This window comes from Micromonospora sp. NBC_01739 (assembly GCF_035920385.1).
GTDB lineage: Bacteria > Actinomycetota > Actinomycetes > Mycobacteriales > Micromonosporaceae > Micromonospora.
The window spans coordinates 1,810,194-1,832,027 of the sequence record NZ_CP109151.1; the positions used below are offsets into that span (position 1 = coordinate 1,810,194).

Annotated in this window: 17 protein-coding genes and 1 pseudogene; 11 read left to right on the forward strand and 7 right to left on the reverse strand. The window is 71.8% G+C overall.

Going from position 1 to position 21,834, the window contains the following annotated elements; genetic code table 11:
* Nucleotides 1–9: 9 nt before the first annotated feature.
* The 7 genes from OIE53_RS08005 (at nucleotide 10) to OIE53_RS08035 (ending at nucleotide 10,850) form a co-directional block, all read left to right on the forward strand.
* On the forward strand, nucleotides 10–777 hold the full coding sequence (locus tag OIE53_RS08005; RefSeq protein WP_327025944.1) for a glycerophosphodiester phosphodiesterase: 768 nt from the start codon (nucleotides 10–12) through the stop codon (nucleotides 775–777).
* A 16-nt stretch (nucleotides 778–793) separates the two neighbouring features.
* Entirely contained in the window at nucleotides 794–2,191 is a 1,398-nt protein-coding gene (locus OIE53_RS08010; RefSeq protein WP_327025945.1) for an MFS transporter, read from the forward strand.
* Between the two features lie 61 nt (nucleotides 2,192–2,252).
* Nucleotides 2,253–2,984: a thymidine kinase gene (locus tag OIE53_RS08015; RefSeq protein WP_393339048.1), complete on the forward strand. Its 732-nt coding sequence runs from the start codon at nucleotides 2,253–2,255 to the stop codon at nucleotides 2,982–2,984.
* Between the two features lie 136 nt (nucleotides 2,985–3,120).
* A complete protein-coding gene (locus OIE53_RS08020; RefSeq protein ID WP_327025946.1) occupies nucleotides 3,121–6,330 on the forward strand; it encodes an FtsX-like permease family protein in 3,210 nt (1,069 codons plus the stop codon).
* A gap of 106 nt (nucleotides 6,331–6,436) precedes the next feature.
* Nucleotides 6,437–9,151, forward strand: a complete 2,715-nt coding sequence (locus OIE53_RS08025) for an FtsX-like permease family protein (RefSeq protein WP_327025947.1) — start codon at nucleotides 6,437–6,439, stop codon at nucleotides 9,149–9,151.
* Nucleotides 9,148–10,116, forward strand: coding sequence for an ABC transporter ATP-binding protein (locus OIE53_RS08030; protein ID WP_327025948.1), 969 nt, complete (start codon nucleotides 9,148–9,150; stop codon nucleotides 10,114–10,116). Before OIE53_RS08025 ends, OIE53_RS08030 begins: the two co-directional genes overlap by 4 nt.
* Nucleotides 10,117–10,151: 35 nt before the next feature.
* On the forward strand, nucleotides 10,152–10,850 hold the full coding sequence (locus tag OIE53_RS08035) for an ABC transporter ATP-binding protein (RefSeq protein ID WP_327025949.1): 699 nt from the start codon (nucleotides 10,152–10,154) through the stop codon (nucleotides 10,848–10,850).
* Between the two features lie 3 nt (nucleotides 10,851–10,853).
* On the opposite strand, the gene OIE53_RS08040 is transcribed toward OIE53_RS08035, so the two are convergent.
* From OIE53_RS08040 to OIE53_RS08055, 4 genes are all read right to left on the reverse strand, one after another.
* Nucleotides 10,854–11,312 (reverse strand): Rv0361 family membrane protein, encoded by a 459-nt coding sequence (locus OIE53_RS08040; protein ID WP_327025950.1) that lies wholly within the window; start codon nucleotides 11,310–11,312, stop codon nucleotides 10,854–10,856.
* Nucleotides 11,313–11,387: 75 nt separating this feature from the next.
* Nucleotides 11,388–12,386 (reverse strand): tyrosine-type recombinase/integrase, encoded by a 999-nt coding sequence (locus tag OIE53_RS08045; protein ID WP_327025951.1) that lies wholly within the window; start codon nucleotides 12,384–12,386, stop codon nucleotides 11,388–11,390.
* Between the two features lie 140 nt (nucleotides 12,387–12,526).
* Nucleotides 12,527–12,952: an Hsp20/alpha crystallin family protein gene (locus OIE53_RS08050; protein ID WP_327025952.1), complete on the reverse strand. Its 426-nt coding sequence runs from the start codon at nucleotides 12,950–12,952 to the stop codon at nucleotides 12,527–12,529.
* A gap of 108 nt (nucleotides 12,953–13,060) precedes the next feature.
* Nucleotides 13,061–13,477, reverse strand: coding sequence for a DUF6069 family protein (locus OIE53_RS08055; protein ID WP_327025953.1), 417 nt, complete (start codon nucleotides 13,475–13,477; stop codon nucleotides 13,061–13,063).
* 329 nt (nucleotides 13,478–13,806) lie between these two features.
* On the opposite strand from OIE53_RS08055, the gene OIE53_RS08060 reads away from it, so the two are divergent.
* The gene (locus OIE53_RS08060; protein WP_327025954.1) at nucleotides 13,807–14,166 is read left to right on the forward strand and encodes an alpha/beta fold hydrolase; all 360 of its coding nucleotides are present in this window, start codon (nucleotides 13,807–13,809) and stop codon (nucleotides 14,164–14,166) included.
* Between the two features lie 6 nt (nucleotides 14,167–14,172).
* Here OIE53_RS08060 and OIE53_RS08065 read toward each other — a convergent pair whose 3' ends face one another.
* On the reverse strand, nucleotides 14,173–14,643 hold the full coding sequence (locus OIE53_RS08065) for a MarR family winged helix-turn-helix transcriptional regulator (protein ID WP_327025955.1): 471 nt from the start codon (nucleotides 14,641–14,643) through the stop codon (nucleotides 14,173–14,175).
* Between the two features lie 86 nt (nucleotides 14,644–14,729).
* Between OIE53_RS08065 and OIE53_RS08070 the strand changes: the two genes are divergently transcribed.
* Both OIE53_RS08070 and OIE53_RS08075 read left to right on the forward strand, forming a co-directional pair.
* On the forward strand, nucleotides 14,730–16,271 hold the full coding sequence (locus tag OIE53_RS08070; protein WP_327025956.1) for an ArnT family glycosyltransferase: 1,542 nt from the start codon (nucleotides 14,730–14,732) through the stop codon (nucleotides 16,269–16,271).
* 55 nt (nucleotides 16,272–16,326) lie between these two features.
* Nucleotides 16,327–17,100, forward strand: a complete 774-nt coding sequence (locus tag OIE53_RS08075; protein ID WP_327025957.1) for an FkbM family methyltransferase — start codon at nucleotides 16,327–16,329, stop codon at nucleotides 17,098–17,100.
* Between the two features lie 190 nt (nucleotides 17,101–17,290).
* Here OIE53_RS08075 and OIE53_RS08080 read toward each other — a convergent pair whose 3' ends face one another.
* Together OIE53_RS08080 and OIE53_RS08085 are read right to left on the reverse strand one after the other, a co-directional pair.
* Nucleotides 17,291–17,791 (reverse strand): DUF6817 domain-containing protein, encoded by a 501-nt coding sequence (locus OIE53_RS08080; protein WP_327025958.1) that lies wholly within the window; start codon nucleotides 17,789–17,791, stop codon nucleotides 17,291–17,293.
* Between the two features lie 160 nt (nucleotides 17,792–17,951).
* The gene (locus OIE53_RS08085; protein ID WP_327027117.1) at nucleotides 17,952–18,296 is read right to left on the reverse strand and encodes a hypothetical protein; all 345 of its coding nucleotides are present in this window, start codon (nucleotides 18,294–18,296) and stop codon (nucleotides 17,952–17,954) included.
* A gap of 114 nt (nucleotides 18,297–18,410) precedes the next feature.
* On the opposite strand from OIE53_RS08085, the pseudogene OIE53_RS08090 reads away from it, so the two are divergent.
* Nucleotides 18,411–21,452 (forward strand): annotated as a pseudogene (locus OIE53_RS08090) (Tn3 family transposase).
* The last annotated feature ends 382 nt before the right edge of the window (nucleotides 21,453–21,834 follow it).

Genomic DNA, 21,834 nt, shown 5'->3' on the forward strand with positions numbered 1-21,834 from the left:
CTGCGCAGCGTGCCACCCGGTTCCCGCTACCTGGACGCCGCGACTCCCCTGGCCTTCGCCCACCGTGGTGGTGCCGCCGACGGCGACGAGAACACCGCCGCGGCCTTCGCCCGCGCGATCGACCTCGGCTACCGGTACGTGGAGACCGACGTGCAGGCCACCGCCGACGGGGTGGCCGTGGTGTTCCACGACGCCACCCTGCGACGGGTCACCGGCCGGCCCGGCCGGGTGTCCGACCTGCGCTGGGCGGACCTGGCCACGGTGCGGGTCGGCGGGGCCGCGGCGGTGCCCCGGCTGGACGAGGTGCTCACCGCCTGGCCGCAGGTGCGGTTCAACATCGACGTCAAGTCCGACCGGGCGGCCACCCCGACGGTGGAGGCCCTGACCCGGACCGGGGCCGGTGACCGGGTGCTGCTCGCCTCCTTCAGCGACGCCCGGCTGCGTCGGCTGCGGGCGTTGACCGGGGAACAGGTCGCCACCAGCCTGGGGGTACGGGGGGTGGCCCGGCTGCGGTGGGCCTCGCTGACCGGGCGAGAGCTGCGGCTGCCGCCGTCCGTGGTGGCCGCCCAGGTGCCGGTGCGCTACGGCCGGCTGCCGCTGGCCGACCGCCGGTTTCTGCGTACGGCGCATCGACTCGGGTTGCAGGTGCATGTCTGGACGATCGACGAACCTGCCGAGATGCACGAGTTACTTGATCTTGGTGTTGATGGCATCATGACCGACCACGTCGGCGTGCTGCGCGACGTCTACCGCAGCCGCGGCCTCTGGGCCGCCTGAGCACCTGGGACCCGAGATGGCCGAGACGGCGACCCCCGCCGCGCAGGATGACACCCCGCCGGTGAACAGCACCCGCCGGGAGCGCACCGGCTGGTACTTCTACGACTGGGCCAACTCGGCCTTCCAGACCACCGTCATCACGGTGTTTCTCGGGCCCTTCCTGACCAGCGTGGCCAAGGTCGCCGCCGGGTGCCAACTGGAGGCCGACGACTGCACCGGGTACGTCTACCCGCTGGGCATCAAGGTCGCCGCCGGCTCCTTCTACCCGTACCTGATCTCGCTGTCGGTGCTGCTGACCGTCTTCGTGCTGCCGGTGATCGGGGCGATCGCCGACCGGTCGCTGCACAAGAAGCGGCTACTGGCCGCCACCGCCTTCACCGGCGCCTTCGCCACCATCGGCATGATCTTCGTGACCGGGGACCGGTACCTGCTAGGCGGTGCCCTGTTCATGGTCGCCAACATCGCCTTCGGCGCGGCGATCGTGGTCTACAACTCCTTCCTGCCCCAGTTGGGCGGCCCGGACGAACGCGACGGCATCTCCAGCCGGGGCTGGGCCCTGGGCTATCTCGGTGGTGGCGTGCTGCTGGCCCTGAACCTGGTCGCGGTGCAGTCCTTCGGCGACGGCACCGCCGAGCGGACCCTGGACCTGGCCCGCTGGTCGATCGTCTCGGCGGGTCTGTGGTGGGCGGCGTTCACCCTGGTGCCGCTGCGCTGGCTGCGGGAACACCCCACCGCGGCGGCCCTGGCCGCCGGGGGCCGGGGCAACGTGCTCACCGACGGGTTCCGGCAGCTCGGCCGCACCCTGCGGGAGATCAAGGCGTACCCCCTGACCTTGTTCTTCCTGCTCGCGTTCCTGGTCTACAACGACGGCATCCAGACCGTCATCACCCTGGCCAGCCAGTACGGCACCGAGGAGTTGCGGCTGGACCAGAGCACCCTGATCGTGACGATCCTGCTGGTGCAGTTCCTGGCCTTCGGCGGCGCGTTGGGCCTGGGTGCCCTGGCCGGGCGGATCGGGGCCTGGAAGACCGTGCTGCTGAGTCTGGTGCTGTGGACCGCGGTGATCATCGGGGCGTTCCGGTTGCCGGCCGAGGCCCCGCTGCCGTTCATGATCCTCGGCGCGGCCATCGGCCTGGTGCTCGGCGGCAGCCAGGCGCTGAGCCGCTCCCTGTTCAGCCAGTTGATCCCGGCCGGCAAGGAAGGCGAGTACTACGGCTTCTACGAGATCAGCGACAAGGGCACCAGTTGGCTCGGCCCGTTGGCGTTCGGCCTGGTGTTCCAGCTGACCAACTCCTACCGGGTCGGTCTGGTCTCCCTGCTGATCTTCTTCGTGGTCGGGTTCGCCCTGCTGCTGGCGGTGCCGATGCGGCGGGCGATCATCGCCGCCGGCAACACCCCACCCCGGGTGCTCTGAGGCACATCGCCGCACCGGCGGTGACCGGCCCGAGGTCCCCGATCGGCTAGGCTGCCCGTCCGTGACGAGCCCCGCAGATGCCGTACCGACCTGTTTGTCCCGGCCCGCACTGGGCGGGCCGGGTGACACCCCGGCCGGGTGTGTGGCCGCCCGGGGCGCCGACGGGCGTCCCGCGCACGCCGCCGCGCTGCGGTTCTACTGGGGGCCGATGGACTGCGGCAAGTCGACCATGGCCCTGCAGATGAACTACAACCACGCCCGGCAGGGCCGGCGAGGGCTGGTCACCACCCGCATCGACCGGTCCCTGGGCCCGCAGGTCACCACCCGCATCGGGCTGGCCCACGAGGCCATCGAGATCACCGACGAGGTGGACCTGCGGGCCCTGGTCCGGGATGCCTGGGCCGACGGGGTACGGGTGGACTACCTGATCTGCGACGAGGCCAGCTTCTACTCCGTGGAGCACGTGGAGCAGATGGCCGAACTGGTCGACAGCCACGACGTAGACGTGTACGCCTTCGGCCTGGCCACGGACTTCCGGTCCTGCCTGTTCCCCGCCGCCCAGCGGCTGTTCGAGCTGGCCGATTCGGTGGCCCGCATCCAGGTCGAGGTGCTCTGCTGGTGTGGCCGCGAGGGGCTGCTCAACGCCCGGGTGGCCGGTGGTCGGGTGGTCCGCGAAGGCGAGCAGGTCGTGATCGGTGACACCGTCGACACCGCCGAGGTGCGGTACCAGGTGCTGTGTCGGCGTCACCACCGCAGCGGCGACCTGGGGCCCCGCGCCACCGCCCCGGCCTGAGAGCGTCTCCCACGCCGTACCGGATAACGAAACGATCACTGCTGCCAACCTTTGCCGGGGTCCGACCCCTTCTGGTCCATGACGGCGGTGATCAGGAGCGGACAACGGCCCGCGGACCGGTGGGGGTACAGATCGAATGAGGTTCGTGTGGCGGCGTGCCCGAGGCACGAGGGGCCTGCTGCTGGCCGCGGCCGGGGCGGCGCTGGTGGCCACGGTCGCCCTCACCGGACTGGCCGCGTACAACCGGGACGTGGTCGACTCGGGCATCCGTAACGTGCTCGCCGAGGCCGGCGCCCAGGAACGGTCGGTGCTGATCCGGTCCTCGGCCGGGCGTACCCCGGAAGCCCTGCGGGACCGCGACACCGCCCTGCGCGAGCAGTTGCGTACCGACCTGGGCGGGTTGGCCGCCCAGATCACCTCCGTCGGGTACGCGGCCGGCCGGCAGTTGCGCGGCGACGCCGGAGACGCGGTAGCCGATCGTACCGGCAGCATCTACGCCTCGGTGATGTTCCTCGACGGCCTGCCGGAGCACGCCCGACTCACCGCCGGTGCCTGGCCCCAGGCCGGGGCCACCCGGCCGCAGACCGTGCTGGCCGCCCCGGCGGCGGCGATCCTGGGGGTGGGGGTCGGTGACCGGATCCCGATCACCGACGGCCTCACCGAACGGGTCACCGAGGTGACCGTGGCGGGGGTGTTCACCCCGGTGGACCCGCAGGCCGCGTACTGGCGGCTGGCCCCGGAGACCGCTACCGGTTCGCTGCCGCAGGCGGCCACCTACGGCCCGATGGTCGTGCACCGCGACGACTTCCTCACCCACTTCCTGGCCAACGCCTCCGCCGGTTGGCTGGTCGAGCCCGACCTGTCGACGGTCCGGACCACCAGCGAGCTGGACCGGCTGGCACAGGTGGCCACCCGGTTGGTCACCACCACCCCGGCCGAGGCCGGTCTGGGTGAGTCCGCGGTGGCCATCGGCGACCTGGCCGTCCTGGTGCCCCGGTTGCAGCAGGCCACCCTGGTCGGCCGGTCCGCGTTGGTCACTCCGATGCTGCTGGTGGTGGTGCTCGGCGGGTACGCGCTGCTGCTCGTCGCCGTGCTGCTCACCGAGCACCGTCGGGGTGAGACCGCCCTGCTGCGCGCCCGGGGGGCCAGCCGCCGGCAACTGGCCGGGCTGACCGCCCGGGAGGCGACCCTGATCGTCCTGCCGGCCGCGGTCGCCGCCCCGCTGATCGTCAGCGAACTGCTCGGTCTGGCCGGGCGGCTACCCGGGCTGGCCGCGGTGTCGCTGCACTCAGCCGGGGTCTCCGACGCGATGATCTGGCTGGTGGCGGGGGCGGCGGCCGCCGGGTGCGCGCTGGCGATGATCGGTCCCAGCCTGCGCCGGGGTGGCAGCTACGTCGCCGACCTGGCCAGCCGTTCCCGGCCCAGCCCTCGGGGCATGGTGCAGCGGGCCGGGTTGGATGTGGTGCTGGTCGGCCTGGCGGTGCTGGCCTGGTATCAGTTGAGCCGATACTCCTCACCACTGTCCCGTACCCGCGGTGGTGAACTGGGCATCGACCCCCTGCTGGCCGCCGCCCCCACCCTGGGGGTGCTGGCCGGGGCGGTGCTCGCCCTGCGGCTGCTGCCCCCACTGGTGCGCTTGGCGGAACGCTGGGTGGACCGCAGGTCGTGGACCGCCATCATGCTCGGCACCTGGCAGGCCGGTCGCCGACCCCATGCCGGCCCGGTGCTGCTGCTGGCCCTGGCCGTCGCGGTCGGCACCCTGGCCTGGTCACTGGCGAGCACCTCCCGACGATCCCTGGACGACCAGGCCGCCCATCAGGTCGGCGCGGACCTGCGACTGACCGAGACCAACGGCTCCGCCCCCGAGGGCCGGGCCGAGCAGCTGGCCGGACTACCCGGCACGGCCGCCGTCCTGGCGGGCTGGCGGGACCGACTGCAGGCCGGACCGGAACAGGCCCCGATGACCGTGCTGGCGTTCGACGCCGAGATTGCCGGGGAGGTGGTACGGATCCGGCCGGACCTGGCCGGCGGCTCCGTCGGCACGGTGTTCGAGGGGCTGGCCGCCGGGCGGGTGACCGCACCGGAAACCCCGCTGCCGGCCGGTACCCGACGGCTCACCGGGCAGCTGCGGACCAAGGTCAGTCAGCCGTTCGGTGTCGTCGCCCCGGTACGCCACCATGCGGTGCTGATCGGGCCGGACCACAGGCACCGACGGTTGCCGCTGGGGGTCACCGGCAACGGCGACCGGCTGCCCTTCTCCGTCGAACTGCCGGCCGGTGACACGCCGTGGCGACTGGCCGGTTTCACGGTCGAGACCACCGGCAGCGGTCGGATCAGCCTGGACTGGCGGCTGTCCGACCTGCGGGCCAGCCGGGACGACTCCCGAGGGGAGCCGGTGGATCTGGCGGCCGACGGGGGGTGGCGGATGGTCGACACCTCCGGTCTGCTGGCCACCCCCAGGGCCACCGGAAACACCCTGACCGTCGGCATGGCGGCCCGGCTGGCGGAGGGATTCACCAGTCGCAGCACGACTCTGCGGATGGGGATCTCCCGGGAGGCGGCCAAGGGTCCGGTGCCGGTGGCGGCCACCCCGCAGGCCCTGGCCGCCCTGCGACGTGAGGTCGGCAACCAGACCCGACTGTTCCTCGGCGGCGCCGAGGTCGACCTCACCGTGGTCGGCACCGTGAGCGCCCTGCCCGGCGAGGCCGACGAGGCCGCCCTGGTGGTCGACCTGCCGTCACTGAGCACCCGGATCTTCCACGACCAGGGCATCGTGCGTCCTCCGGAGGAATGGTGGCTGGCCACCCGGGCGGGCCAGGGACAACAGGTGGCCGCCGCGGTCGCCGGGCTGGGTGGCCTGGCCGTGCTGGACCGTGAGCAGGTCGCCGCCGAACTGGCCCGGGACCCCTTCGGGGTGGGGGCCCGGGGTGCCCTGTTCGCCGCCGCCTTGGCCGCGGTGCTGCTGGCGGCCGTCGGGGTGGCGGTGGATGTCAGCGCGACCGCCCGACGGCGGGCCACCGAACTGGCCGTGCTGCACACCCTGGGTGCCGGGCACCGCCTGGTGGCCCGGTCACTCCTGGCCGAGCAGGCGTTCCTGGCCGGGGTGGGGGTGCTCGTCGGGTTGGGCGTCGGGGTGGGGGTCGCCGCCACGATGGCCCCCCTGGTCATCCTCACCCCGTCGGCCGACCGACCCCATCCACCGCCGTTGCTGAGTGTCGACTGGCCACCGGTGGTGGCCACCGGGGTGGGCCTGCTGCTGCTGGCGCTGACCTTCAGCGCCGCCGTGTCGATGACCATGCGCCGCCGCCTGGCCGCCACCCAACTCCGCATCGGGGAGGACCGGTGAGCGCGAGGAGTGAGCTTGCGAGCCCCGCAGTCGCGAACGAGGCCAGCACCGTGAGCGCGAGGAGTGAGCTTGCGAGCCCCGCAGTCGCGAACAAAGGGCGGATCCGATGACTGTGCGGCGGATCAGGGCGTACGGCGGGCATGTGGGCTTGTTGGCGGTGCTGGGGTTGGTGGCGGCGGTGCTGGTGACCGCCGTGCCCCGGTTGGCCAACGGGTACGCCGACCGGAGTCTGCACGCCGACGTGGCCCGGCTGCCGCACCTCGTGCGCGACGTGTCGTTCGCGGTCGAGCAGCGTCCGGACCGGCCGCGGCCCGAGGAAGGGGCGCCGGCCGCTGCGGGTGAGGGCGACCTGGACCGGCTGCTCGGGTCGTTGCCGCAGCCGCTGCCCGCCCTGGTGGACCGTCGGTGGTACGCCGCCGTACTGGACGAGCAGACCCTGACCGCCACCGGCGACGAGCCACCGATGGACGGTGGGGCGACCAAGAAGATCGGCCTGCGGGCGCAGACCGGTGTCCAGGAGGCGGCCCTGATCACCGCCGGTCGTTGGCCGCGCAGCGCGGCCGGCGGCCCTACCGAGGTGGCGGTCTCCACCGCGGTGGCGGAGACCCTGTCGCTGCGACCGGGCAGCCGGTTGCGGTTCACCGGCGCCAGTGCGGGCATGCGGGCCTCGGCGCGGGTCGTCGGGGTGTTCGACCCCCGCGACGCCGACGATCCGGTCTGGGACGACCTGATGCTGGGCCTGAACCCGGTGGTGCCGGTCGTCGACGGCGAGCCCTACCTGGCCATGGCGGTCACCGACTGGGCAGGGATCGACAACGTGGTCGCCGGCAGCGGGGTGCCGGTCAGCTACGAGTGGCGGTACCGGCTGGATGAGCGGCGACTGGACACCACCACCCTGGCGGGGGTCGTCGACGCGGTGAGCCAGACCCGGCGCACCGAGTGGCTGCCCGGCTCGCGGGTGCACACCTCCCTGGACGTCAGCCTGGTCCGGTTCACCGAACAGTTGCGGGCGGTGCAGGCCCTGCTGGCCATCGCACAGACCGGCCTGGTGGCCAGCCTGCTGGGGCTGATCCTGCTGGCCGCCCGGTTGATGGTGCAGCGTCGCCGCGACGAGTTGGCGTTGCTGCGGGCCCGAGGGGCCTCGCTGGCCGCGATCGGGTGGCGTACCGGCGTCGAGGCGGTGCTGGTGCAGCCGGTGGCGGTGCTGCTGGGTTGGCTGATCGCCACCCGGGTGCCGGGCCGGTCGACCGGAACCCCCTGGGGGGTGCTGCTGCTGGTGGTGCTCACCACCCTGGCGGTGCCGGTGCTGGCCATGCTCTCCCAGCGGCGGGTCGGGTCAACCTCCGGACGGGTCGACCTGGTCCGGCAGCGCCCGTCGGTACGCCGGTTGACCGTGGAGGCCAGCGTGGTGGTGCTGGCCGGGCTGGGGGTGGTGTTGCTGCGTCGCCGGGGCCTGGATCCGGCCGACGGGGTCGACGCGTACCTCAGCTCCGTGCCGGTGCTGGTCGCGGTCGCCGCCGCCCTGGTGGCGATCCGGCTGCTGCCGTGGCCGCTGCGGCTGGTCGGCCGGCTGGCCGGACGGGCCCGGGGTGCCCCGCTGTTCCTGGGGGTGACCCGGGCCGGGCGGAGTGCGCCGGTGGCGTTGGGGCCGTTGGCGGTGCTGATCGTCGCGGTCAGCACCGGGGTGTTCGGTGGGGTGGTGACGACCACTGTGGCCGCCGCCCGGGACCGGGCCGCGACCCTGACGGTGCCCGGTGACGCCTGGCTGACCGGGTGGGCCTTCTCCCCGGACGCGGCCGACGAGCTGATCCGGGTGCCCGGGGTGCAGGCCGTGGCCCGGGTGTCGGTGGAGTCCAATCGGCGGCTGTGGTCCGAACCCGGGCCGCAGGCGACCTCCCTCGGGCAGGCCCGGGTGCTGGTGGTGGACGCCCCGGCCTTCGCCGAGGTGGTGGCCCGCAGCGGGGTCGAGGTGGAGGTGCCCGCCGTGTTGCGGTCCGCCGCCCGCGGCGACGGGCCGGTGCCCGCGGTGGTGTCGCCGCGGCTGGCGGCGGAACTCGGCGACACCGCGGTGGCCGATGTGCAGAGCCGGCTGTACGAGTTCCGGGTGGCCGCGGTGGCCGACACCTTCCCCGGGGTGGGGTTGGGGGTCGACCGGTTCGTGGTGCTGCCCTGGCAGGCCCTGCCGGAGTACGAGTTGACCCCGATCATCCCCAACCGGTATCTGCTCGCCGGCGACGACGTCGACGAGGCGAGGCTGCTGGAGGTCGCCGACGCCACCCAGCGCCGTCGACAGTCCGCGGTGCTCGGCACGGAGGTGACCCGTACCCAACTGCCGGCGACCCTGGAGACCTGGCGGGCCCACCGGGAGGGGCTGGAGCGTACCGGCGCCAATGAGGTGCTGACCCTGACCTTCACCGCAGGCGCCGGGGGAAGCGCCGCCCTGGCCGTACTCGCGGTGGGGTTCGCGGTGATCGCCGACGCCGCCGGTCGGGGGCGGATGCTGTCCCGGCTGCGCACGATGGGTCTGTCCGCCGCACACGGCCGCCGACTGCTGGTGTACGAGCTGGTGCCGCTGGTGGTGGTCGCGGCCCTGACGGGTACGGCCGTGGGCATCGCCCTGCCCAGGCTGCTCGGCCCGACCCTGGGGTTGTCCCAGTTCGCCCCCGGGGTGCCGATGCGTGACCACCTGGATCCCCTGGTCGTGGGCGGGGTGCTGGGGTTGGTGGTGCTCGGCCTGCTGACCGGCCTGCTGGTGGAGAACCTGGTGAACCGACGGATGCGCCTGGGTGAGGCGCTGCGTCTCGGAGAGGGGAACGCATGACCGTGGTCAGGGAGGCACCGGACCTCGCGGCGCTTCAGCGGCGGGCGGCGGAACGGGCCGCCGCCCGAGCCGGTGGCGCGGACCGGTTGCGGGGGCACATCGTCTGCGACGGCCTGGTACGCATCTTCACCACCGAGGGGGTGGAGGTGGTCGCCCTGCAAGGGCTGGACCTGGTCGTCGACCGGGGTGAGCTGGTGGCGATCGTGGGGGCCTCCGGTTCCGGTAAGTCCACCGTGCTGAACATCCTGTCCGGGCTGGACACCCCGACCGCCGGGATCGCCCGGGTGGCCGGCTACGACCTGCTGACCATGTCGGCGCGCAAGCGGCTGCGGTACCGGCGGCACACGGTCGGGTTCGTCTGGCAGCAGACCGGACGTAACCTGCTGCCCTATCTGAGTGCCCGGGAGAACGTCGAGTTGCCGATGCGGCTGGCCCGGCGGGGTGGCCGGGCCGGTCGACGACGGGCCATGGAACTGCTGGAGATGGTCGGGGTCGATTACTGCGCGGATCGCCGACCGGGGCAGATGAGCGGTGGCGAGCAGCAGCGGTGTGCGGTGGCGGTGGCCGTGGCCAACGACCCGGAGGTGTTGTTCGCCGACGAGCCGACCGGGGAACTGGACGAGGCCACGGCCGCGGAGGTGTTCGGGGCGTTGCGGGCCATCAACGCCGAGTTGGGGGTCACCGTCGTGGTGGTCACCCACGATCCGCAGGTCGCCTCGCAGGTGCGGCGGACGGTCGCGATCCGGGACGGCCGGACCGCCTCCGAGGTGCACCGCCGGGCCCGAGTCGGCGCCGACGGCGTGGAGGAACTGGTCACCGAGGAGTACGCGGTGCTGGACCGGGCCGGACGGATGCAGTTGCCGGCCGGTTTCGTCGACGCCTTGGCGTTGCGGGACCGGGTGAGGTTGACCCTGGAGCCGGACCACGTGCAGGTCCGCCCCGGCGAGCAGCGGGATTCGGCGTGAGCGGCGGTGTCGGGCGGTCAGGGGGAGGTGCGGGTGTGAGCGAGGATCTGGTCCGGGTGCAGGGGCTGTGCCGCGACTACGGCAGCGGTGAGCGGGTGGTGCACGCCCTGCGGGAGGTGTCCCTGCGGGCCGGGCGGGGTGAACTGGTCGCGGTGCGGGGACGCTCCGGTGCCGGCAAGACCACCCTGCTGAATCTGATCGGTGGTCTGGACCGGCCCACCTCGGGCCGGGTGTGGGTGGCCGGTCAGGAGGTGACCGCGGCCGGTGAGCGGGACCTGCTGCGGCTGCGCCGCGACGACATCGGTTTCGTGTTCCAGTCCTTCGGGCTGATCCCGATCCTGTCGGCGGCGGAGAACGTCGGGGTGCCGATGCGACTGGCCAAGGTGCCGGCCGCGCAGCGGGAGCAGCGGGTGTCGATGCTGCTGGAGATGGTCGGGTTGGGTGGGCACGCCGCCCAGCGGCCGTACGAGATGTCCGGCGGGCAGCAGCAGCGGGTGGCGATCGCCCGGGCCCTGGCCAACGATCCGGCGTTGCTGATCGCCGACGAGCCGACCGGGCAGTTGGATTCGGAGACCGGGCGGGCGGTGATGGACCTGCTGCGGGCCCTGGTGCACGCCCGGGGGATGACCGCCCTGGTGGCCACCCACGATCCGACCCTGGTGGAGCTGGCCGACCGGGTGCTGGTGCTGCGCGACGGCCGGTTGGTCGAGTCGACCGAGCCGGTCGGGGTGTAGCCGTCAGTACGGGTCGCCGCAGACCCGCCAACCGTCCTGCTCGCGGATGACGGACAGCTCACGCTGTTCGGTGCCGCCGCTCTCGCGGGTCAGCCGTACGGTGACGGTGCCCTGGGGCCGCCCGCCGCGGGTGGCCACGGACACGTCCACGATCTCGTAGTCGCGCACCACCGGCGGGGTGCGTACCCAACTGGTGAAGCCGACCTCGCTCCACCGGCTGCGCGCGTCCCCGCACAGCCGCTCGTACGCCCCGGCGGTGTCCCCGGCGGTGACCTGGCGCAGGAAGCCTTCGGTGGTCTCCCGCACCGGTCCGGCGGCCTGGGTGACCACCTGGACGTTCCAGGCGCCCAGGCCGGCGACGCCGACGCAGCACAGGGCCACCCCGATCCCGGCGACGGTGAGCCCAGCCCGCATCGGATGGCGTCGCCGGGCCGGTCTGCTCCACGGCTGCGCAGCGCCCACACCTCAGACGGTAGAGAATTCGCCGCCCCGGCGGGCGGAAAGCCGCCGCCGTCTGGTGGGTGTGGGCGCTGCCGGTCAGGTGCGGCGGCGGGCGCGGGCGGCCCAGATGACGTACGCCGGGTCCCGGTCCAGGTTGTGCCGGTCCCGGTCGTAGCGGCGGGTGGTGCGGGGGTCGGCGTGGCCCATGGCGTCCTGCACGTCCTCCAGGGGTACCCCCTCGGCGCGGGCGGTGGTGGCGAAGGCGTGGCGCAGCGAGTGCGGTGACAGGTGTGCCCAGGCCGGTATCTGGGCCAGCCGGGCCAGTCGGCGGACCAGCCGGAACACCGAGTGCCGGTCCAGCCGGGCGCCGCTGGCGGTGACCAGCAGCGGGCCGGCGAGCTGGCTGACCGGTACGCCGCCGGCGGCGGCCCGTTCGGCCAGGTAGGTGTCGACGGCGTGGGCGGTGGAGGGGGTCAACGCCCGGCGGCGGGCTTTGCCGCCCTTGCCGACGAAGCGGACACTGCGGTGTCCGCGTTCCGCGCCGAGGTCGGTGATGTCCAGGGCGACCAGTTCCCCTACCCGCAGGCCCAGGTCGGCCAGCAGGGCGATGGCGGCCCGGTTGCGGGTGGCGGTCGGTCCGGTGTCGGTGTCGGCGGCGGTGAGCAGGGCGTCGACCTCGTCCGGGGTGAGCCCGATGGTGGCGGAGTGGTCGCGGTCGACCCGGGGCCGGTCGGCGTCGGCGACCGGATTGTTGTCCACGGCCCGCAGCTTGACCAGGAAGTCGTACCAACTGGACAGGGCGGACAGTCGGCGGGCCACGGTCGCCGGGGTCAGGGGGCGTCCGGTGCGCGCGACCACTGTCGACTCCAGTGTTCGCGCGTACTCGTTGACGTGCAGGAAGTTGGCCCGCAGCGGGTCCAGGTGGCGTTCGGTGCACCAGGCTAGCCAGTTGGCGACATCGCGCCGGTAGGCGTCGCGGGTGTGCTCACTGAGCCGCCGGTTGCGCAGCCACGCTTCGGTGACGGCGATCGGACCGCCCGGCAGGGCGGGGTGATCCGGCGGGCGGAACAGTACCGGAGGATTGGACACGGCCATGTGAAAAAGGTTCTCAGCCAACAGGGCCGTTCCCGATCAGGCGCGCCGGAACATGATCAGCAGTCCTGGAATGCCCTTGCCCGGGGTGGTGTCGACCAACGACGGCGGGGCGGCACCCGCCCCGCCGTCGCCGGTGGACCTCAGGCGTTGATCTGCTTGCGGCCGTTGCCGGTCGCGCTGATGGCCACCTTGCGGGGCTTGGCCCGCTCGGCCACCGGGATGCGCAGCGTCAACACGCCGTTCTCGTAGCCGGCTTCGAGCTTGTCGGTGTCGAGAGTGTCGCCGAGGAAGAGTTGCCGGTGGAACACCCCCATCGGGCGTTCGGCGGCGACGAGTTCGACCTTGTCGCCGTGCGGGCGGCGACGCTCAGCGCGGACGGTCAGCACGTTGCGCTGCACGGTGCAGTCGATGCTCTCCGGGTCGACCCCGGGCAGGTCGAAGGCGGCGTAGAAGTGGTCGCCGTCGCGGTAGGCGTCCATGTGCATGACGGCCGGACGGCTGGTCGTGCCGAAGAACTGCTCGGCGATCCGGTCGATCTCCCGGAACGGGTCGGTGCGCATCAGCATGTCGTGCCTCCTCGGTTCCTCTGGCCGAAGGTTTCGAGAGTTGAGTCTGTCTGGCTCAACTTCACCTACGTATTTAGCGCGCTTCTCCGTCGTCGTCAAGTCGAGCGGTCAATGATCGTTCTCCGGTAGTTGGGCCACCAGAACCACCGGCACCGCCAGGTGCATCGCACCCAGGGCGATCTTCGCGCCGGGGGTGGCCTCGACCAGGAGCAGGGGCGCGAAGGACAACAGGGTCGCCGCCACCACCAGGCTGAACCAGATGGTGGTGGCCCGCTGCCCGGCGAACCGCTCCAGCAGGGCCAGGGCCGCCCAACCCAGCAGGGCTGCGCCGAGGGCGACCGCGACCACCGGGACGAGGTTGACGACCATCTCCGCCCGACCGGGGCCGTGCACCGTGTAGTCGGTGCCGCCGAGGGCCCCGGCCAGCCAGATCGCGACACTGGCCGCGACCGCGGCCAGGATGCCGAGGGATCGGCGGCGCAGGGCGGCGCTGATGCTGACGGATGACGCGGTGGTGCTGCTCATAGGCCACTCCTCGGGGTTGGTTACCGCTACAGCGACGTTATCAGATGATCCCGTACGAGACGATCTTTAGCGAGATCAAATTCTTCGTCGCGGCGTGCCCGCGCGCCCACCGCCGCAGCGCGGCGTCCTCGGCCCAGAGATCCCGCGGCTGCCCTTCCACCCGCCATCACCGCCGTGATCAGCCAGAACGGCAACGCGTACGAGGAGGGCTTCGTCACCGATTTCTGGGAGCCCGTCTGGGCGTACGCCGACAATCCGGGACCGGCACGGAGCCGGCGCTCCGGGAGGCTCTCAGCCTGGCGGCGATCCGCTGGCAGTACCTGCACGGGGTGGACCGGCCCGAACTCGTCGACCCGGACACCTGGACCTTCGACCACCGCGACGTCAACCGCCCCGGCAACGACCTCGCCCAGCTGGCCCTCTTCCGTGACTACGCCACCAACCCCCCGCTGTATCCGAGGGTGCACGAGTGCTTCCGGGACAGCCAGGTCCCGCTGCTGGCCCTGTGGGGCGCCGAAGACCTGATCTTCGGCCCGGCCGGTGCCCGGGCCTTCACCCGGGACCTGCCGCAGGCCGAGATCCGGCTGATCCCCGGCGGCGGTCACTTCCTGCTGGAAAGCCACCTGGACACCGCGGTCGAGCACCTCCGGGACTTCCTGACCCGGACGCTGGAACCGGCTACGGCCTGAGACCGGCTAGCAGACCGAGCCGGCCGGTCCGCAGGTGCCGACCCGGGACAGTCGCCCGTCGACCAGCCGTTGGACCGCGCGGAGAAACACCTCACGCTCGGTGTCCGGCAGGGCGGCCAGCACGTCCTGTTCCAGTCCGGCGGCGATCTCCTGGGCCTGGTCGAGCACCCGCTCCCCCTGCGCGGTCACCTCCACCAGCCGGGCCCGTCGGTCGGTCGGCGACGGGATCCGCCGGGCCAGCCCGGCGGCCTCAAGGTGATCCAGCGTGACCACCATGGTGGTCTTGTCCACCCCGCACAGCTCACCCAACTGCCGTTGGGTGAGACCACCGACGCGGGCCCGCGCCAACACGCAGTGATCCCGGGGAGAGATACCCAGCTCAGCCAGGCCGGAGGCGTGCTCGGCGCGCAGTGCGTGACTGGCCCAGCTGAGCAGGAACATCAGATCCGACGGGCGACCCGGCGACGGGAAGGTCATGCCCTGAGGTTAACAAGATATTCCGAACCGGGATCGTTGCCCGATCACCGACCGCTACTACCGATCAGGAGCCGATCTGCCCGACAATGGAGACCGTGACGAGTGCCACGGCACCGACGGCCGGTACCGGTCAGCGCCGTGGGCCGCAGCCATCCGCCCCCGGCCCCCGGACCGCCGGACCGTGGGTGGTCGCCGCCATGGTCACCCTCCTCCTGCTGATCATGGCCCCCCGCTACGGCTACCACCGCGACGAGCTGTACTTCCTGCTCGCCGGACGCCACCTCGACTGGGGGTACGTCGACCAGGGGCCGCTGGTGCCCGCCCTGGCCCGGCTGGCCGACACGATCGCCCCGGGCAGCCTGCTGGCCCTGCGTACCCCCTCCGCGGTGCTGGCCGGTGCGGCGGTGCTGATGGTCGCCGCGATCGCCCGGCAGTTCGGCGCCGGTCGCGGTGGCCAGACCCTGGCCGCGCTGCTCGGCGGCGCCTCCGGCATCACCCTGGCCAGCGGACACCTGCTCAGCACCACCACGATCGACCTGGTGGTGTGGCTGGCCGCCGCGCTGTGCACGGTACGGCTGCTGCGCACCGGGGACAGCCGGTGGGCCTTGGCCGTCGGGGCGATCCTCGGCCTGGGCATGTTCAACAAGCTGCTGCCGGCCCTGCTGGCCCTCGGCCTGCTCGCCGGGCTGGCGATCGCCGGGCCACGCCGACTGCTGTGGCACCGCGACACCCTGCTGGCCGCCGGACTCTTCGCGCTGCTCGCCGCACCGACCCTGGCCTGGCAGGCGGCACACGGGTTCCCCCAACTAGGGGTGGCCGCCACCATCTCCGGCGGGGACAGCTCCTACAGCGGCCGGGTCGACGCGGCCGTCCTCCAGTTCCTGATCATCAGTCCGTTCGTCGTGCCGATCTGGCTGACCGGCCTGATCGTGCTGCTGCGCCACCCGGCCTGGCGCCCCTACCGGGCACTGGGCTGGGGGTGGCTGGTCGTCGTCGCCGTCGTGCTGCTCGCCGGAGGCAAGGGCTACTACCCGGCCCCGCTGCTGCTGGTGCTGACCGCCGCCGGGGCGGTCGTTGCCGCCGCCTGGGCGGGCACCCGGATGCGGCGGACGCTGCTGGCGGCCCTCGTGGTGCTCACCGCCGTCAGCAACACGGTGCTGCTGCTGCCGACCCTGCCGGTGGACCGGCTGCCCGGCTTCGTGGTCGCCGTCAACTACGACACCGGCGAGACCATCGGCTGGCCGGCCTTCGTCGACTCCATCGCCGCCGTCCACCGAGGGTTGCCCGCCGAGGAACAGGCCCGGACGGTGATCCTCACCGGCAACTACGGCGAAGCCGGGGCGGTGGCCCGGTACGGCCCGGCCCGGGGCCTACCGGCCGCCTACTCCGGGCACAACAGCATGGCCGACTTCGGGCGGCCCCCGCAGGAGGCCGAGGTGGTGATCGCGGTCGGCTGGCGGCAACCGCAGCAACTGCGTACCTGGTTCACCGAGGTGACCCTGGCCGGTCGGGTGGACCAGCGGGTGCGGGTGGACAACGACGAGAACGGTGGACCGATCTGGTTGTGCCGGGGCCTGCGTCGGCCCTGGGCCGACATCTGGACGACCGAGGTACGTCACAGCGGGTGACCGGGGCGTCGACGAAACGCCGTGGCCGGTGGTGGGGTCGGGCTAAGGTGCGGCGATGAGCCTGCACTCCGCCGCGGTCGAGGCACTCAAGGCCGATCCGGCCACCGCCTCGCTACGCCGTTCCCTTGAGGTCTACTACGGCGACCCGGAGCGCGACGCGGCGATGGACGCCTTCTACGCCCGCTTCGTCCGCCCCGGCGACCTGGTGTTCGACATCGGCTCGCACGTGGGCGACCACATCGGCAGCTTCCGCCGCCTGGGAGCCCGGGTGGTCGCGGTGGAACCGCAACCCCTGTGCCTGCGGGCGTTGCGGGCCATCTACGCCGACGACGACCAGGTGACCCTGGTGGCGGCGGCCTGCGGGGCGCGACCGGGCCGCATCGGTTTCCTGGTCAACTCCGCCAACCCGACCGTCTCCACCGCCTCCGGTGACTTCGTCGCCGCCGCGGCCGGCGCCGGAGGTTGGGAGGACCAGGTGTGGGACGGCGAGATCGAGGTACCGGTCACCACCATCGACGCGTTGATCGCCGAGCACGGCACCCCCGCCTTCACGAAGATCGACGTGGAGGGTTTCGAGGACGCCGTACTCGGTGGCCTGAGTCGACCGCTGCCGGCGTTGTCGTTCGAGTTCACCACGATCGGCCGGTCGGTGGCCCTGCGCTGCCTGGACCGGCTGACCGCCCTCGGCTTCGGCGGCTTCGACCTGGCCCTCGGCGACACCAAGACCCTGACCCTCGGTGGCTGGGTGACCGCCGCCGAGATGGCCACCCACCTGCTGACCCTGCCGCACGAGACCAACTCCGGCGACGTCTACTGCATCCCCGGCTGAGGCTCGCATGCGACCTCGCTCGCCTCGTGTCCGGCCACCACGACCAAAACGGCTGCGCGGCGAAGCCCACCACGGACGCGTCGAAGTCCAGCGCCATCGCCTCGTCGCGCTCCAACCACGACTCGAAGCCGACGTGCGCACCGATGCAGGCCGCCCAATACAGGCCCGGAATCGACCAGCTTTGGTTGCCTTAGCCGAGGAGTCGCTGCACCTCACTGCTGACCTGCGGGGAAGCGATCGGAGCCCAGGCGGCGAACAGTGAGCGAAAGTACTCGCCGTACTTGTCCACGGTAGAAGGATCTTGCTCGATGACGTCCAGTTCGTTGACGATGCTGAGATCCACGAAGGGTCGCATCTGGCCGGGGCTCAGGTGCCACGTCTGATCGGTGAAGCGGTCGACGATCTCACCGGTCGTCGCCAGCTCTCGCCAGGTCCGCCTACGGTCGCAGGCCCCGTACAGATAGACCAATGCCTCAGCGTCGTCACCGATGAGGTTTCGCAGCGTGGCTCGATCGTTCCGGTCGAGCAGCGTCACATCGAAGCCGTCCGTGCCGTAGACGGCATGCGCGAGACCGGCCAGTTGCGCGTCAACGCCACACTCGAGCTCAGCGAGACGGTCATGCACCCGGCGCAGCCGCGCCGCCGCAGCTTCAGTGGATCGCGTCGCAGATGGTCGGGTCAACGAACCCAACGAGAATCGAAACGTGGAAGACGAGCCAGCCGCCGGGGGTGGTGGTGTCGAGGTTCTCGTGCAGTGAGGTGAACCCGATGTCGCGGCACCAGAGTTGTGGGAGCGAAGGGCGCGGTCCCGGCTCAGCCAGCGGGTTCGGCCGACTGAGCCGGGATGCCTGTCAGGTCACCGTTGCGGTGGGCCGCGCTTCGGGCTGGCGGCGGCTCATGGCGGCTACGACCAGGATCGCAAGTCCCATGGCCAGTGCTCCGTGCAATTGTTGGGCGCTGTGATCGAGAAACAGCCAGAAGTAGGCCGGGTCAGCCGGTTGGGATTCAGGTCCGGGGAAGGCCAAGTCGACCAGCGTTTCGTACAGGCCGGTGGTGGGTTCGGCGGCGAGCCACAGCGCGGTGAGGCCGAGAGCGACGACGGTCAGCCGGCGAGGCAATGTTCGGCGTCGCAGGCGATACCCTGCCCAGCCGGTGAGGAGCCAGCCGATGACGGCGCCGACGAGTCCGCCCAGCATGATCGCCACCGGTTCGGCCCTTGAGGACCAACGCTCGGAAAAGTCCCGTTAGGCAAGATCAGGTCTAGTGACGTGAAAGGGTGCCGCGTACGGTGATCGCTTGTGTCGTCATCGGTGAGCTTCTTGTCGCAAGCGGAGATGGACGGGTTTGGCCGGTACGCCGAGACGCCGCCGGGCCGGGAGACGCTGGAGCGGTTCTTCTTCCTTGATGACGCGGATCGTGACCTGGTCGCGGAGCATCGTGGGACGCACTCACGGTTGGGGTTCGCCCTGCAATTGGTGACGGTTCGTCACGTCGGCCGGTTTTTGGCGGACCCGTTGGACGTGCCGACGCCGGTGGTGGATTACTTGGCGGTGCAGCTACAGATCGACGATCCGTCGTCTGTAAAGCGGTACTTGGAGCGGCGGAACACCCGGTATGAGCACCAGGCAGAGATCGCCCAGGTGTACGGATATCGGGACTTCGCTGCGGCCGAGGGCGAGTTCCTGCGGTGGCTGGATGATCAGGCGTGGATCACCGGTGACGGGCCGAAGGCGTTGTTCTACGCCGCGGTGGCGTGGCTGCGCCTGCAGCGGGTCTTGCTGCCGGGGGTCAGCACCCTGGCGGAGGTCGTCGCCAGTGTGCGCAACGCGGCCCAACAGCGGCTGTACACGATGTTGGCGCAGGCGGTCAGCGCGCAGCAGGCGGTGGAGCTGGAACGGATTCTGCGGGTGCCGGAGGGCCGGCGCCGCTCGCAGCTTGACCTGTGGCGTCACGCCGAGCGCAGCACGACGGGTAAGGGGATGAGCGCGGCGCTGCACCGGGTAATGGAGATCGCCGGGTTGGGGATGCGGACGGTCGACGTGCCGGCGGTGCCGGCACGTCGGGTGATCGGCTTGGCCCGCTATGGGATGGCGGCCAAGGCGCCGAAGTTGGCCGGGCACCCGTACGAGCGCAGGTTGGCGACGTTGCTGGCCACGGTGCGGTGGCTGGAGGTGCAGGCCACCGACGACGCCCTTGAGCTGTTCGACGTGTTCATGACCAACGAGTTGATCGGCCGGGCGGGTAAGTACGCGGACAAGCAGAAGCTGAGCCGCTTGCCGGGGCAGTCACGGCACGTCGCGGTGCTGGCCCGGGCGGTGCAGGTGTTGTTCGAGGCCGATGGTTGGGGCGAGGCGGTGCCTCTGGATCTGGTGTGGGAGGCGATCGACACCGCGGTCGGGTCGCGTGCCCGGCTGGCCGCCGCGGTGGCCGGAGTGCAGGAGATGATTCCGCCGCCGGCGGCGGATGTGCACGGGCAGTGGCGGGCGCAGGTGGTGGAACGCTTCGCCACGGTGCGCCCGTTCGTGCGGCTGCTGTGCGAGGTGATCGAGTTCGGGGCGACGGTGGACGCCGCCCCGGTGCTGGCCGCGATGCGCGATCTGGCGCACCTGCTGGAGACGCGCCCGAGCGAGCGGGTGCCGAAGGGGTATCTGGACGCGCGGAAGGTCAACGTCGACCTGGTGCCCAAGGGCTGGTGGCAGCAGCTGGTCTTCGCCAAGGACCGCCCGGCCGGCACCGTGGACCGCAACGCGTACGTGTTCTGCGTGCTGGAGCTGTTTCACACCGCGCTCAAGCACCGCGACATATACGCGGTCGTCTCCGACCGGTGGGCCGATCCGCGAGCCAAGCTGCTGACCGGCGCCCGCTGGCAGCAGACCCGGGGGCCGGCGCTGTCGGCGCTCCAGCTTCCCGAACGTCCCGATGAGCTGCTCGACGAGCTGACCGGCACCGTCGACGCCGCGTGGCGGGCCGCCGCCGGTGGGATCGTGCCGGACGGGCCGGTTACCGTCGACGCCGACGGCCGGCTGCACCTGGCCAAGGACGACGCCCTGGACGAGCCGCCCAGCCTGGTCGACCTGCGGGCGCGCACCTCCGCGATGCTGCCCGAGGTCGACCTGCCCGAGATGATCCTGGAACTGATGGCGCTGTACCCAGGGTTCCCGGCGGCGTTCACCTCGATCTCCGGTAGCACGTCGCGGCTGGCCGACCTGCACGTCTCGGTCGCGGCGCTGTTGGCCGCGCATGCGCTCAACGTCGGCTTCGGCCCGGTGACCGCCGGCGCGGACGCGCTCACCCGCGACCGGCTGGCCCACGTCGACCAGTACTACCTGCGCCCGGACTGCTACCGCGGCGCCAACGCCGTGTTCATCGACGCCCAGGCCGAGCTCGGCCTGGCGCAGCTGTTCGGCGGCGGTGTCGTCGCCGCGGTCGACGGGATGCGTTTCGTGGTCCCGGTGCGCAGCATCGACGCCCGGCCGAACCCGAAGTACTTCGCCCGCAAACGCGGCGTGACCTGGCTCAACATGATCTCGGATCAGGCCATCGGCCTGACCGGGCGGGTGCTGTCGGGCACCCCCCGCGACACCCTGCACTTCGTCGACCTCGTCTACGACCCGCACGGCGGGCCCCGCCCCGAGGTCCTGATCACCGACGCCGGCTCATACTCGGACCTGGTCTTCGGCATCGTCACCCTGCTCGGCTTCGACTACCGGCCGGTGCTGGCCGACCTGCCCGACACCAAGTAGTGGCGCATCGACGCCGCCGCGGACTACGGCTACCTGGACCGCACCGCCCGGGGCCGCAGCGATCTGGGCAAGATCGCCCGGCACTGGCCGGACATCTTGCGGGTGGTCGCTTCCATCCACACCCGGGAGATATCCGCCCACGACGCGATCCGGGTGCTGCAACGCGACGGCCGGCTCAACGCCCTCGGCGAGGCGATCGCCCACTACGGCAGGATCTTCAAGACCCTGCACGTGTTGACCCTGGTCGAGGACCCCGCATACCGGCGGGAGATGAAGCGGATGCGCAACCTGCAGGAGCAGCGCCACGGCCTGGGCCGCAAGGTGTTCCACGGCCGTAAGGGTGAGGTGTACCGGGCGTACCACGACGGCATGGAAGACCAACTCGGCGCCCTCGGCCTGGTCCTCAACTGCGTGACCCTGTGGAACACCCTCTACCTCGATCACGCCCTGGACACCCTGCGAACCCAGGGCTACCCGGTGCGCGACGCCGACGCGGCCCGCCTGTCGGTCTACCAGCACGCGCACCTCAACGTCCACGGCCACTACTCGTTCGTGCTTCCCGACCTCGCCGGCGGGCGGCGCCCACTGCGCAACCCCGACCAGCGGTAAGGCCGCTGGGGAGCATCGAAACGGAAGTCACGCTAGGTCCGGGCCGCGTCCGCAGCGAATGCCGGAGACGGGGCCGGGCCCTCGGCAACACGCAGGCCCCTCCCGCTTGTTGACAGGCTGCACCCATGAGGTGTACCACGAGTTACATCGATACTCGTGGAGGTGGTTGTTGTGACCAGAGCCCATAGGCTTAAAACCCTGCGCCGCGCATCCGTCGCTGCGTGCTGTGCCGCTGCGGTGTTCCTCGGCGCGATGCCCACCGCCGCGGTGGCATCACCAGCAGCATCGGTGGCGTCGCAGCCGTCATCGCCCTCGCGGGCGGGTCACTTCGCGCCCTACCCGGGTGGGGTCAGCCCTCAGACGGAGTCGTCGAACATCACAG